The sequence below is a fragment of the Macrococcus epidermidis genome (genome assembly GCF_003259695.1).
In the GTDB taxonomy this organism is placed as follows: domain Bacteria; phylum Bacillota; class Bacilli; order Staphylococcales; family Staphylococcaceae; genus Macrococcoides; species Macrococcoides epidermidis.
The window spans coordinates 95,952-108,985 of sequence record NZ_PZJH01000003.1 but is presented as its reverse complement, the minus strand read 5'-3'; the positions used below and the strand labels follow the sequence as shown (position 1 = coordinate 108,985).

The window sequence follows — 13,034 nt, the reverse complement described above, 5'->3', positions numbered from 1 at the left end:
TATGATAACACTATCAACAAAACGAGAAAGGTGATCATTATGAATTTAGCACTTAAAGAAATTAAGTATTACAAAATGAAATATGTATTGATTGCAGCAATCATATTTCTATTAGCATTTCTGGTATTATTTGTTTCAAGTTTAGCACAGGGTTTAGGAAAAGATAATATTTCATTTATAGAACATATGGATGGTAAGTATTTTGTCGTTTCAGAAGATGCAGATAACAATTTGCTCAACGCACCACTTGATAAAGAAGATGTAAAAGTTTTAAAAGATTTTAATATTCCTTTAGTTCAGATGCAACCGATTAAAATTCAAAACAACGATAAGTTTTTACTGACTACCATTTCTAAATTACATGCATTGCCAAAAGATGGCGATGTCGCTCTAGATGTTCATCTTAACAAGTCGTATGACTTAAAAGATAAACTAAATATTGTAGATAGCAATGAAAGTTTACGTATTTCAGACTTTGAAAAATTTCAAATGTATTCGCACATGCCTGTAGGTCTTGTTAATCAAGCAACTTATAACAAAGTTGTACCACATGAAGCTATCAACACAGCAATCATTAATCAACATGTATTAGACAATGTTTCAATTAAAGAGTTAAAACAAGACTTAAAACATTCTAAAATCATAACACCTGAAGATGCGATGAAAGCTATCCCAAGTTATGAAGCTGAGCAAATGCCTTTAAACTTAATGGTATTTTTCTTATTTTTAATCTCAGCTATCGTCATCACGGTATTCTTCTATATCATTACGATTCAGAAGACAACTGAATACGGCATTTTAAAAGCGATTGGAACAAGTCATAAAAAACTTATATTTAAACTGATTCAGGAAGTATTTATTATAGTAATTTTTAGTGTGTCATTAGCTATCTTTATTATTACCGCTATCAATAACTTTATGCCACCAGGCATGCCATTTTATCTAAATAATAATCTTATTATGATTCTAGCTGGACTGTTCTTATTTGTATCGTTTATTGGTGTAATGTTATCTATCATCAAGGTGCTTAAGATTGATCCAATAGAAGCAATAGGAGGAGAATAATATGATTCACGTGAAACATCTTACAAAATCATTTAAACAAGGTGATACTGAAGTAACAGTATTAAAAGATATCAATTTTGAAGTCGCACCAGGTGAAATCGTATGTCTATATGGTCCATCTGGTTCCGGGAAAAGTACACTACTCACGATTATTGGTGCATTACTTAAACCAGCGCGTGGTGATGTACTGATTGAGAATAAATCAATAACTACATTGAAACAGCATGAACTTACACAACTTCGTTTAAGTGAAATAGGCTTTATCTTTCAAGCCTCACATCTTGTTCCATTCTTAAAAGTGAAAGAACAATTGATGCACGTAGCGCTTGAAAATAAAATGGATAAAAAAACAGCAAGTAAACGTGCTGATGAATTACTCAACACTTTCGGTCTTGGACATCGTACAAAACAATATCCTAAAAATTTATCGGGTGGAGAAAAACAACGTGTTGCCATTGCACGAGCCTTCATGAATGAACCTTCATTAATACTTGCTGACGAACCTACAGCAAGTCTTGACTTTGAGCGTGCAACACAAGTCATTGAAGCGATTCGTGAACGTGTAAAAGCACAACAAAGTGCGTGTATCATCATCACTCACGATGATCGTATTTTTAAATATGCCGATCATCTTTATCGTTTAGAAGGTGGAAAGATGGTAAAAGAAAGATAAATATAAACATAATAAACCAAAGACATATTAACGTCTTTGGCTTATTATTATGGGAGAATTTCTTATTTTTCTTTAATGTGTAACTTCTGAAGTTGCGATACCCGTCACTGACTTGACCTGAACTTCCTTAAATTTCTCTTCTGTATCTGCCTTACCTAAAAATGTACCTAGGAATGCTGCAATAAAACCTGCTGGAACAGAAATAATCGCAGGATTAGCAAGCGGGAAAATAGGATCCATATTTATAAAACCTGTTCCTGCCGGGTTCATAACATTCGGACTTAAAATCACTAATATAATAGATGTCAAAAGTCCTACAACGATTCCTGCTATAGCACCTTGCGTATTAAATCTCTTCCAGAATATCGTATAAACAATTACCGGTAAGTTTGCACTCGCTGCTACACAGAATGCCAATGATACTAAGAAAGCAACGTTCATATTTTGTGCAAATAACGCTAATACAATCGAAAGAATAGAAACTGCTAATGAGGCAATCTTTGCTGCACTCATTTGTTCTTTCTCACTAATGTTACCCTTCTTAATAATCTCACCATAAATATCATGTGCAAATGCAGAAGCTCCTGATAACACAAGGCCTGCAACAACTGCTAAAATCGTTGCAAATGCTACAGCACAGACAAATGACATGAGCAAATCTCCACCAAGTTTATCTGCAAGTAACGGTGCAGCCATATTTCCAGCAGGATTCGCTTTTATAATTTCCTCACGAGATAAAAGACTAGCAGCACCAAAACCTAAAAATATCGTTAAAATATAAAAAATACCGATAATCCAAGTTGCCCACATTACAGAGCTTCTTGCTGTTTTAGCATCACTCACCGTAAAGAAACGCATTAATATATGTGGTAACCCTGCCGTTCCAAATAACAGGGCAATAATCAGCGAAATATTATCAAGAGGTGATTTACCTTGGGAACCTGGATTAATATATTCTCCTTTAAAGTCAGCTGATTTAATATTTTTCATCTGACCAAACATTTCAGCAATGCTGAAATTAAAGTATTTTAATACTAGAAAAGAAATGATGAGCGTTCCAACCATTAGAAGAATCGCTTTAACCATTTGAACCCAGCTTGTTGCTGTCATCCCCCCAAACAATACATAAACCGTCATCATAATGCCAACAATAATAACCGCCCAAGTATATGGAATATTAAATAACAGTTGAATTAATGCACCTGCTCCAACAAGCTGTGCTAACATATAGAATATTACTATCGTGATTGATGAAACTGCAGCCATCGCTCGCACTTTTTTTAATTCAAAACGTGCTGCGATCATATCTGCTAAAGTATATTTCCCTAAATTTCTTAATGGTTCAGCAACGATGTATAATACGATTAAATATGCCGTTAAATAGCCAATACTATAGAAGAAGCCATCGAATCCCCAAAGTGCGATAGCTCCCGCAATACCTAGAAATGATGCTGCCGATAAATAATCTCCTGCAATCGCTAAACCATTTTGCCAGCCTGTTAAACCTCCACCCGCTGTATAAAAATCTTCAGCAGAATTCGTTCTTTTTGAAGCAAAATATGTAATAAGTAGCGTTAAACTTACAAAAAATAAGAACATAATAATGACTGTCATATTCATGAGCGAGACCCCCTTTTATACTCATTAATGATTCGCTCACTTGCGGCATCGAACTGCTTCGCTTTACGCATATAAATTGTGACTAATGTCCAGACCATCACAAATAATAAGAATGCATAAATCCATGCCCATGAAATATTCCAGAAAGCAATATTATTCAAAATTGTCGTATAACCTGTCAGAATCGGAAAGAGCAATGTCGCAACGATAAAGAACAACGTAATCGGAAAAATAAACTTTTTTCTCGCTGCAACTAAATCATTGAAATCTTTCGATGCTGCAATTTTGTTATAATCCTGTTGATTCATGAAATCATCTCCCCTTTATGTCGTGTAAAAATTCCTCCCAAGTTTCATTTTATTCATTTGTCAGAATATTGTCAATTTTTAAAATAAATTAACCGTTGATATATTAATCAACGGCTTTATAAGAATATTTAATGGATAACAAAGCTAAAACAATAAATATACTCCCTACAATCATTAAAGCATTATATGGTAAATGCCAGGCAATGATAAGACCACCTATTGCTACTCCGAGTGCCATTCCAAATTGTGTAGATGACGTACTAAATGTTTGATTAAAACCTGCATTTGTATCTGAAATTTGAATTAAGCGCATTTGTGTCGGTGCATTCATCGACCATCCAGTTAGGCCTAACAACATGACATTGATACTTAATGTCCATACATTATACTGTGTCACAATAAAAGCAAGTAAAACAAAGATATAAACTGTCATTAACATCGTTAATGTCTTTTTAACACCTAGTTTCTCTATAAATATACTTCCTAAACCACTTCCGACTATACCACTTACACCGTACAGTAAATACAGCAGACTTACCATAGATGCTTGTAAGCCTAACTGATTAAAGTAAGGGGTTAAATACATATACAAAATGCTTTGACCCACAAAAAATAAGAACGATTGCATATGTGTAAATAGTATTCGATGATCTTTCAAAGCGCCCCACTGACTAAAAAATGACGTCGCTTCTTTTCCTGGAATACTCGGAAAAAATAAAATTACTAAAATTAAAATAATTAAAGATAGAGTGGCCGCAAACAAAAAGATCATCTGCCAATTGAATCGTTCTGTAATTAATATACCGAGTGGAATTCCTAACACGAGTGAACCACTTATACTCATCATTATCATACTAATGGCTTTCGTTTGAAAACTTTGAGAAACTACATTGACCGATAATGATAACCCGAGGCCAATTAACATTGAAACACATATCGCAAGAATAACCCTGGATATTAGTAGCATCGTAAAACTTATGCTTAACGCACTCAATACATTCCCAAAAATAAATAATATGATGAAACCAATCAGTAGCTTTTTTCTATTGAATGCTGCTGTTGACGACATCAATATCGGTCCTGCAAGCGCAAAAAATAACGCAAAAATTGTTATCAAATTACCTGCCATCGGAATTGATACATGATAATCTTTCGCAATATAAGGCAATATACCTGAGACCACTAGCTCGGTAAGACCTGCAAGAAATGTAAGCATAGCCAGTATTAATAGATTCTTATTCATATTTATCCTCCAAAAAAATAGCACCTTCCAAATGGAAGGCGCTGCAAGTTGCCAACAAAATTAATTGTCACCTATTTAGTTCATTATATCAATTTATTATATTCTGTAAATACTAACAGCGTACATATTTACGTTTGAAACCAATCCTATTTTTCTCAATCGCTTTCTCAATCGTCTCTAATGGTTTCACTTCGCCAGTTGGTTTGTGCTCTCGATTAAATGGTACGGCACCAACTGACTTTGCAACTGTTGTTGCTTTATCATGTAAATCTACATATGAAATTGCTACACATTGAATAAAGTTACCTATCCCTACTTTCGTTCTATCAGGAGCAGTATGAATTTCTTTCTCAGCGCGATCTAGCATCTTACTTAACTTTTCGGTATCAAATGTATCATCTTTCTTATGTCCAAGTAACCAACTATAGCAGTTCCAGCCGGCACTCATCTTTAAATCCTCTCCAGAATCAATCCATTTATCCGCAATTTGCTGCGCAATATCTGCTTCTGAGAGCGTTACTGCTACAACATAATCAGATAACATATAAAAGTATGCGCCGTCAATCCATCGCTCATAATCTTCTTCTGTCATAGCATTGGGATCTGCAATTACACCTGCGAAATACATTGCATCATAGTTACCAGTCGCATATAGCTTATCTGCAAGCTCCTGATCTTTCTTGATTATTTTACGCATTGGCTTCATTGCACCCGTTGCTACACCGAATAAAGGTTCTTTTGCGCCATTGCCCATATATATTTTCTTCATACGTTCTTTGCCAAGAGATTCAAGTTCTGCCATCACTTCTTCAAACGTCATTTTTCCATCTCCCTGTTACTCGTAGTATAATGAATATTACATTTATTATACTGATTACTATGGAGGTACTCCAATGATAAAAGTAAAAAATCCAGATCCCATATTTTTAGAAGGAAATGAACACGCGATACTTCTTCTTCATACATTTACCGGAACAGTTAGAGACGTTAAACAACTGGGCTACCATCTACACGAGCAAGGATACACGGTGCTTATCCCATCCTATCCAGGGCACGGATTGCCTATCCAGGATTTTGTGAAATATGATATCGATAACTGGTGGCAAACAGTTGAAGATAGCTTTTTAAAATTAAAGGAACAATATAATAATATCTCTATAATTGGTGTCTCTTTAGGCGGTCTATTTTCACTTAAGCTCGCAGAAAAATACGATGTTAATCAAATTATCGTGATGAGTGTTCCGATGAAAAAAGATCCTGAAGGTATAAAATACCGTTTGAAACAATTTGCACCGAGAATGCACAAAGTCATTTCTTCTGAGCCTTTTCCTGAATCAAATTATCAGCTTATCGATAATTACACAGGTGCCAGTAAGTTTGTTGATTATATTAAAGATATAATGAACAACTTAAATAAAATCAATAGTTCGACAATCATACTGTATGGTAATCGGGATGATACGAGCTATCATGACAGTGCTCAATTTATTTACAACAGTATTCAGTCCAAAAAATTTATTGATCATTATGCTAATGCCGGCCATTTAATGACAGTAAGTAAGGATAAAGAAAAACTTTATACAGATATATTGCATTTTTTAAGGCAGGATATTTAATATCCTGCTTTTTACATAGATTTATATTCTGTTTCAAGTGCATCGGCCAACATTTGGATTGCTATTAAAATCAACACGACAAATGTACAAGGTACCATAAATGTCCACCATGAAGAATACAACTCTGGCATATGAAACCCTAATAATGTCGTAAGCTCTGGCATAATAAGTGTAAAATCATTGCCTAAACATGCTTCAAAACCATCGCATGTCTTCGTTCCTCCAAAGAAAATACGGAAAAATGAAATATGGCTGAGTACCATTAATGCTTGATATAACATGCGGACAAAGATAATCAATAATCTATTCTTAATATTGGGATAAACATGACGTATTAATTTTTGTGTCTTGCTGGCACCAATTACGGTTGCAGCATCCATGTATTCTGTATTCAATATTTGTTTCACCTGATCTCTAACGACTACCATTGTCGTTGGTACCATCACAAGTGCAATCACGACTAACATATACCCTATTCTAAACGGCATATCATAGCTAAACTTACCCTTTATTGCTGTCAGTACCGGAAATAACAACATATATGTAACGATTGCCTGCGGTATAAAATAATATGCATTCAAAAATCCATCTGTAACAATATCTGCTGTTCCTTTACGAAAAGCGAGATAACTTCCAAGAATAACAGCAATGATAAATGAAATAAGAACAATACCAATGACAAAGATAAACGTGATGCGGTATCCATGCCAGCTCTCCATAAATATTGACGCGCCGAAGCGATCAGTACCGAACCAATTGACAACGCCAGGTGGCACTGGATTTTTTATTTCACTTGTCATCACGTTAAATTTATATACTTTTACTTTGTTCTGAAGCATATCAAAGTAAAAGACACTTGTTATAAAAGGTAAGATGAGGATAATCAATGCCAGCCATATCTTAAATAACTTCCTCATAACTTCACCCCCGTTCTAAATTCAACGAGTTTCTGAATGATAAATAACGCGATATATATCGGAACAAACATTAGTACCAATATCGTCATCAACATTATGGGGGCGTGATAATAATATAAGAATTGTGTAGCGCCAAAATAACCTAATATGACTTCCATAATTAATAGACTGGATAGCGTCATCCAGACGACCTGCTTAAAATTGATGTAAAATGTTATCCATACATTTGACAAGACATGCTTGTGCAGAATTTCAAAATCATTGAGTCCTTTTGCGCGTGCGAGTACTACATAATCTTTATCCAGTTCTTCAGTAATCACCTGATCCAAAATTTTATATAACTGGACAAATGGAATTACAGACAGCATGATTGCTGGAAATACAATCGCTTCCTGTTCCCCGTAACTTGCTACTTCCATTATTAATATACCTGTTTGCTGATAAAAAAAGATAATAAAGATAATGACACAAGGAATATAAAAGATATCCGGTAAATAACCTAAAATTTTTACGAATCGCTTCATTATGTAATCAATTAACTTAAATCTTTTAGCTATAACAACACATAATATACTTAAAATAGTACCGAGCATTATACTTAAAAATAAAATAAGCATTGAATTTCGCCATGGTCTAAAGATAAAAGATAAAAACGGATGTTCTATGTAACTACCTGGTGTCTTAAAAGTGACTGTATCGATATGCATTAACTGTTTAATAAATTGGGGGAAAGCCTCAAAAAAATGAGTTAAATCAAATTTAAAATTCTGATTAAAAAGTAAAATAAAGGCACTCAATAGAAAAAAATTAAATAATACTAATATTACTTTTACTCCATTCACAAATATTTTATTCAATAGCGTGGCACTCCTCTCTGAATATTAAACACAAAAAAGACAGCAATGGCTGTCTTTAATGCTTAATGTACTTTTTCATCAAAGTGTTCTTTTCTTAAACGTTCCGGATAATCTACTGTCCAGAATGTCGCATTCGGTAGTTCGCTTGGATCTGGTTGATATATCGCATATTTCCCTGACCCTTTCTCTTTCTTCTGTCTCTCAAAATCCTTAAGCGCACGTAATGCAGGTTTGTGCAGAATCCATATTGCGATAATATTACACCATGCCATCAATCCTACACCTAAGTCACCCATTGCCCATGCCACATCCGCTGTTTTTATCGCACCATAGAATGTAGCGCCAACAATAATTAAACGTGCAACGTTTATTAAAAACTTATTCAAAGACACGCTACTATTCTTCGTTAAATAAGATACATTTGTTTCTGCGATATATGCATATGCTAATATCGTCGTAAACGCAAAGAAGAATAATGCAATTGCTACGAAATATGAACCAATGCCTGAATATGCCGGATCAAACTGATAGCCACTTCCATGGAATGCTTTATCAATACCCGCCTGAACATACATTGCAGTTCCTGAGTAGTCTTTCACGCCATCTGCGTTAACTGCGTATATACCACCATCTTTAATTAAGTTTGGCATATCGCCTTTCATCGTACCATCTGTCGTATTGAACGTTCCTGATAATAAAATAATTAACGCTGTTGCTGTACAAACAAACAATGTATCGACATATACAGAGAATGCCTGAACTAATCCTTGTTTAGCAGGATGTGAAACTTCTGCAGCTGCTGCAGGATGCGGACCTGTACCTTGTCCTGCTTCATTTGAATAAAGACCACGTTTTACTCCGATTTCAATCATCGCACCTAGAATTCCACCAAATGCCGATTCCATATTAAATGCTGATTTAATAATCAATGCCATTAATCCAGGTACTTTATCAAAATTAATTACGATAATCACTACTGCGAGTAAAATATATAATATCGCCATAAATGGTACTACTGCTGTTGCTACTGAAGCGATCCAGCGTACCCCTCCAAATATGATTAAAGCTAAAACAATCGCAAGCACTACCCCGATAATCCATCCTTCAACACCAAATGCGTTCTTCATTGAACTTGCAATCGCATTCGACTGAATACCCGGTAAAAGTAACGCTGTAGAAATAATTGCAAGTACCGCAAACAATGCAGCGTACCCTTTTGCAAATCCACCTTTCATACCTGCTTCTATATAGTAAGCAGGTCCACCGCGATACTCCCCATTAATTTCACGTTTATAAATTTGCGCTAGCGTAGACTCAATAAACGCTGAACTTGCACCTAAAAATGCGGTCATCCACATCCAGAATACTGCTCCTGGACCACCGATATAGATCGCTGTTGAAACACCGACTATGTTACCCGTCCCTACACGTCCAGCAAGCGATAAAGCAATTGCCTGGAAACTAGAAATCCCTGTAGGCGACTTCTCCCCTTGGAACATTAGTCGAATCATCTCTTTTAAATGTCTGACTTGAAAGAACTTCATCATTAATGAAAATGAAATCCCTGTAATTAACAACCCATACACTAACGGTTTGCTCCACACAATTTCATTTAGAAAACTCACAATACTTTCCATAACTACACCCCTTTAATGTATAAACGAAAAATACTTACTTTTTTATTATATAGTCACATATTACATGTTGCAATAGTATTTATTGATTATTCTGAATATTTAATTAAATATTCGTTCTAAAACATTGCGATTTAGGGGTTTAATGATCAATAAATAATCATTTCCAATGAATAAATAATTGATAATCGCTATAATAGTATAAAATACCAATACTGATGGAGGTTGCATATGAACATTTTAATCACAGGCGGTACAGGACTAGTAGGTTCAGCTCTTATAAACACTATTCAGCAAAAATATAAAAATGCGCATATTTATATTACAACGAGAAGCAATAAACAAAGTTCGACTGGCATCAGCTATGTCAACTGGCAACAAGATGATTGGTATCAGGCAATACCACAACTAGATTTAGTAGTTAATCTGGCTGGTGCATCCTTAAATAACAGATGGACGAAAGAACACAAAGAAGCGATCATTAAAAGTCGTGTTGAAAGTACTGAAAAGCTTATGCCATTATTCAAATCTCTTAACAAGAAACCATTCTTTATATCAGCAAGTGCGGTAGGTTATTATCCCGCTTCTAAATCTTTAACTTATAACGAAACCAATGTATTCTCACCGTTTGATTTCTTATCAAAGACTATTTATCTATGGGAACAAGCAGCTCGAAAAATTGAAGCTTTAGGTGTAGAAACAGCAATCTGCAGATTTGGAGTAGTTTTTTCTAACCAAGGTGGGGCATTACCTTTGATGTTAAAGCCTTATCAATACTTTGCAGGTGGTAATATTGGTGATGGACAGCAACCTTACAGCTGGATTCATATCGAGGATCTTGCAGAAAGTATGCTTTATATTTATGACAAACAATTAACAGGTATATTTAATATGACTTCTCCTCAACCTGTAACACAACAACAGCTCGGAACAACCATTGCGCGTGTTATACACCGACCACACTGGACGAAAGTACCCAACAAAGTAATGGACATTGTACTAGGAGAGCAATCCGTAATGGTTACAAAAGGACAAAGCGTATTACCTGATCATCTATTGCAGGCCGGATATACATTTAAATATCCTACAGTTCAGTTAGCTCTGGAGCAGTTGTATGGTGAATAAAGAAAGAAAGAAAGCAGTTGAAAAGCTGTGGCGAAAAGAAAAGTATAAAGTGATGTACTATAACCAGAATCAATATAACTTTATTCGTCAATTGATGCGTGAACAACTGGATGATATACACATATTAGAACAAATTATTGATGAAACATATCGCATGACACCAACGCGAGGCTCGAAGTTAAATAGCTATCAGCATATGTGGGGATATTTCAAAAAAATTGCTACTGAAGATGAAAAATCACAATATCGAACATTTATTCAAAACTTTGATAATAAAGAATCAGAACTTCATACATTACTTAAGCAGCTTGCTGAAAAATATGATGTACAATATTTAAAAAACAGCAGCATCTTATTTTAAAGATGCCGCTGTTTTATTTTATATTAAATTGCTGTTTTAATAAATTTACATCCTTTGTCCAGAAGTAGCGAATATGATTTGCCTGGTACGCGACCTGAATTAAACCATTCGTCATCCAGGTAGATAGTAAATCAAAAGGCACACCCATTGCATGAATCTCTTCATCTGTCACAAAATCTTTGTGCATAATATCCCTCTTTATTTGTATGAATTAATTCATATTTTTAACTACAATGCAGTTAAAGTCAATATTATAAAGATAATTTATTTTACTGTTTAACAGCGCTATATCCACCTTTAATATTAATAATATCGTTATATCCTAATCGATGTAACACACTCACTGCTATCGCACTTCTGACACCTGATTGACAATGAACATAAACTCTTTCATCTTTTTTAAATGGTATTTCCTCTTTTTCTAATTTACCAAAATGGACATGTTTTGCATTATCAAAATGTGATTCTTGCCATTCCTGATTGTTGCGTACATCCAAAATATTAATTTGTGTTTGATCGATTGATTTGAAATGTTGTGGTTCAATTTGTTGCATTGATCCACCAGTCACATTTTTAACGTAACCAGTCACATTATCAAATCCTATTAATTTTAAATCATTTGCTGCGTTCTGCACGTCTTCGAACGAACCAATTAACTGAATCGGTGTTTCGTAGTCCAGATACCATCCTACAAATCCTAAAAATTTGCTGTTATACGGCACGTTAATACCTTTACTTAAATTATCTAAGAAAATTTCTTTCGCCCTTAAATCAATGCTCTTTATACCGTCAAATAAATTTTGTAGTGGTGGTACTATGGCATTATCAATTAATGCTACACCATCACGATTCATATGTTTCATTTCTTTGAAATAATATGGTGGTTCTGGTTGTTCACTTGTTAATGTTTTAATGAAAGTTGCTTCATTTTTAATTTGAAATGCCCAGCTCTTTTCACGTTCATATCCTAAAGTTGTTACTGGAACTGCACCAAGTGACTTACCACAGGCACTGCCTGCACCATGTCCTGGCCATATTTGAATATAATCTGGTAATGCATCCATCTTTTTAAGCGATTCAAACATTGCTTTTGCACCGATTTCAGTAGTATCTTTTATGCCGGCTGCTTCTTCTAATAAATCCGGACGACCGACATCTCCTACGAAGATAAAGTCTCCAGTAAAGAGTCCCATCGGTACTTCTGTTGCATTATCAAACAACAGAAAACTAATACTTTCAGGCGTATGTCCTGGTGTATGGATTACTTTAAGTTTTACATTGCCGACATTAATAATATCGTCTTCTTTTAGTAATTGATAATCTCCATTAATATGCTGATATGACCAGTCATCTCCACCTAATCCAGAGACAAATGCTTTAGCATTTAACGTTTCATTCGCTTCTCTTAACCCGGAAGCAAAGTCTGCATGAATATGCGTTTCAGTTACTTTATTAATCGTCAGCCCTTCTTGCTCTGCAGCTTCAATATAAGGAGTAAGATCTCTCAGTGGATCGATGATGATTGCTTCTCCTGTCTTTTGACAACCTACTAAATAAGACATTTGTGCTAATTGCTGATTAAAAAATGATTTAAAATACATTGTTTTACCTCCAT

Annotated in this window: 14 protein-coding genes; 5 read left to right on the top strand and 9 right to left on the bottom strand. The window is 34.7% G+C overall.

What is annotated here, in order from left to right:
* Positions 1–39: 39 nt before the first annotated feature.
* Positions 40–1,065 carry an ABC transporter permease gene (locus BHU61_RS08295; protein ID WP_111716080.1) on the top strand — a complete coding sequence of 342 codons (1,026 nt, stop codon included), beginning with the start codon at positions 40–42 and terminating at the stop codon, positions 1,063–1,065.
* A 1-nt stretch (position 1,066) separates the two neighbouring features.
* Entirely contained in the window at positions 1,067–1,738 is a 672-nt protein-coding gene (locus tag BHU61_RS08290; protein WP_111716078.1) for an ABC transporter ATP-binding protein, read from the top strand.
* A 72-nt stretch (positions 1,739–1,810) separates the two neighbouring features.
* Here the strand turns inward: BHU61_RS08290 and BHU61_RS08285 are convergent, their stop codons facing one another.
* From BHU61_RS08285 to BHU61_RS08270, 4 genes are all read right to left on the bottom strand, one after another.
* Entirely contained in the window at positions 1,811–3,358 is a 1,548-nt protein-coding gene (locus BHU61_RS08285; protein WP_111716076.1) for a solute symporter family protein, read from the bottom strand.
* Positions 3,355–3,666 carry a DUF485 domain-containing protein gene (locus BHU61_RS08280; protein ID WP_111716075.1) on the bottom strand — a complete coding sequence of 104 codons (312 nt, stop codon included), beginning with the start codon at positions 3,664–3,666 and terminating at the stop codon, positions 3,355–3,357. Before BHU61_RS08280 ends, BHU61_RS08285 begins: the two co-directional genes overlap by 4 nt.
* 103 nt (positions 3,667–3,769) lie before the next feature.
* A complete protein-coding gene (locus BHU61_RS08275; protein WP_111716073.1) occupies positions 3,770–4,909 on the bottom strand; it encodes an MFS transporter in 1,140 nt (379 codons plus the stop codon).
* A 112-nt stretch (positions 4,910–5,021) separates the two neighbouring features.
* Positions 5,022–5,729, bottom strand: a complete 708-nt coding sequence (locus BHU61_RS08270; protein ID WP_111716071.1) for a DNA alkylation repair protein — start codon at positions 5,727–5,729, stop codon at positions 5,022–5,024.
* A gap of 73 nt (positions 5,730–5,802) precedes the next feature.
* Between BHU61_RS08270 and BHU61_RS08265 the strand changes: the two genes are divergently transcribed.
* Entirely contained in the window at positions 5,803–6,525 is a 723-nt protein-coding gene (locus BHU61_RS08265) for an alpha/beta hydrolase (protein ID WP_111716069.1), read from the top strand.
* Positions 6,526–6,536: 11 nt separating this feature from the next.
* Here BHU61_RS08265 and BHU61_RS08260 read toward each other — a convergent pair whose 3' ends face one another.
* The 3 genes from BHU61_RS08260 to BHU61_RS08250 all read right to left on the bottom strand — a co-directional run bounded on the left by BHU61_RS08260 (position 6,537) and on the right by BHU61_RS08250 (position 9,936).
* Positions 6,537–7,442, bottom strand: coding sequence for an ABC transporter permease subunit (locus tag BHU61_RS08260; protein WP_111716067.1), 906 nt, complete (start codon positions 7,440–7,442; stop codon positions 6,537–6,539).
* Positions 7,439–8,299 (bottom strand): ABC transporter permease subunit, encoded by an 861-nt coding sequence (locus BHU61_RS08255; protein ID WP_111716065.1) that lies wholly within the window; start codon positions 8,297–8,299, stop codon positions 7,439–7,441. The genes BHU61_RS08260 and BHU61_RS08255 overlap by 4 nt, the downstream gene beginning before the upstream one ends.
* 62 nt (positions 8,300–8,361) lie before the next feature.
* Positions 8,362–9,936 carry an alanine/glycine:cation symporter family protein gene (locus BHU61_RS08250; protein WP_111716064.1) on the bottom strand — a complete coding sequence of 525 codons (1,575 nt, stop codon included), beginning with the start codon at positions 9,934–9,936 and terminating at the stop codon, positions 8,362–8,364.
* Positions 9,937–10,164: 228 nt separating this feature from the next.
* On the opposite strand from BHU61_RS08250, the gene BHU61_RS08245 reads away from it, so the two are divergent.
* Positions 10,165–11,058, top strand: coding sequence for a TIGR01777 family oxidoreductase (locus BHU61_RS08245; RefSeq protein ID WP_111716062.1), 894 nt, complete (start codon positions 10,165–10,167; stop codon positions 11,056–11,058).
* Positions 11,048–11,419: a DUF1722 domain-containing protein gene (locus BHU61_RS08240; protein WP_111716061.1), complete on the top strand. Its 372-nt coding sequence runs from the start codon at positions 11,048–11,050 to the stop codon at positions 11,417–11,419. The genes BHU61_RS08245 and BHU61_RS08240 overlap by 11 nt, the downstream gene beginning before the upstream one ends.
* 13 nt (positions 11,420–11,432) lie before the next feature.
* Here the strand turns inward: BHU61_RS08240 and BHU61_RS13435 are convergent, their stop codons facing one another.
* Complete coding sequence (locus BHU61_RS13435; protein ID WP_170122511.1) at positions 11,433–11,606, bottom strand: hypothetical protein; 174 nt, start codon at positions 11,604–11,606, stop codon at positions 11,433–11,435.
* 82 nt (positions 11,607–11,688) lie between these two features.
* Positions 11,689–13,020 carry an MBL fold metallo-hydrolase gene (locus BHU61_RS08235; protein ID WP_111716059.1) on the bottom strand — a complete coding sequence of 444 codons (1,332 nt, stop codon included), beginning with the start codon at positions 13,018–13,020 and terminating at the stop codon, positions 11,689–11,691.
* Between the last annotated feature and the right edge of the window lie 14 nt (positions 13,021–13,034).

Excerpts from the sequence above, each read along its gene's own strand:
- BHU61_RS08295 (WP_111716080.1), top strand. The coding sequence starts at position 40 with ATGAATTTAGCACTTAAAGAAATTAAGTATTACAAAATGAAATATGTA.
- BHU61_RS08290 (WP_111716078.1), top strand. The coding sequence starts at position 1,067 with ATGATTCACGTGAAACATCTTACAAAATCATTTAAACAAGGTGATACT.
- BHU61_RS08285 (WP_111716076.1), bottom strand. The coding sequence starts at position 3,358 with ATGAATATGACAGTCATTATTATGTTCTTATTTTTTGTAAGTTTAACG.
- BHU61_RS08280 (WP_111716075.1), bottom strand. The coding sequence starts at position 3,666 with ATGAATCAACAGGATTATAACAAAATTGCAGCATCGAAAGATTTCAAT.
- BHU61_RS08275 (WP_111716073.1), bottom strand. The coding sequence starts at position 4,909 with ATGAATAAGAATCTATTAATACTGGCTATGCTTACATTTCTTGCAGGT.
- BHU61_RS08270 (WP_111716071.1), bottom strand. The coding sequence starts at position 5,729 with ATGACGTTTGAAGAAGTGATGGCAGAACTTGAATCTCTTGGCAAAGAA.
- BHU61_RS08265 (WP_111716069.1), top strand. The coding sequence starts at position 5,803 with ATGATAAAAGTAAAAAATCCAGATCCCATATTTTTAGAAGGAAATGAA.
- BHU61_RS08260 (WP_111716067.1), bottom strand. The coding sequence starts at position 7,442 with ATGAGGAAGTTATTTAAGATATGGCTGGCATTGATTATCCTCATCTTA.
- BHU61_RS08250 (WP_111716064.1), bottom strand. The coding sequence starts at position 9,936 with ATGGAAAGTATTGTGAGTTTTCTAAATGAAATTGTGTGGAGCAAACCG.
- BHU61_RS08245 (WP_111716062.1), top strand. The coding sequence starts at position 10,165 with ATGAACATTTTAATCACAGGCGGTACAGGACTAGTAGGTTCAGCTCTT.
- BHU61_RS08240 (WP_111716061.1), top strand. The coding sequence starts at position 11,048 with ATGGTGAATAAAGAAAGAAAGAAAGCAGTTGAAAAGCTGTGGCGAAAA.
- BHU61_RS13435 (WP_170122511.1), bottom strand. The coding sequence starts at position 11,606 with ATGCACAAAGATTTTGTGACAGATGAAGAGATTCATGCAATGGGTGTG.
- BHU61_RS08235 (WP_111716059.1), bottom strand. The coding sequence starts at position 13,020 with ATGTATTTTAAATCATTTTTTAATCAGCAATTAGCACAAATGTCTTAT.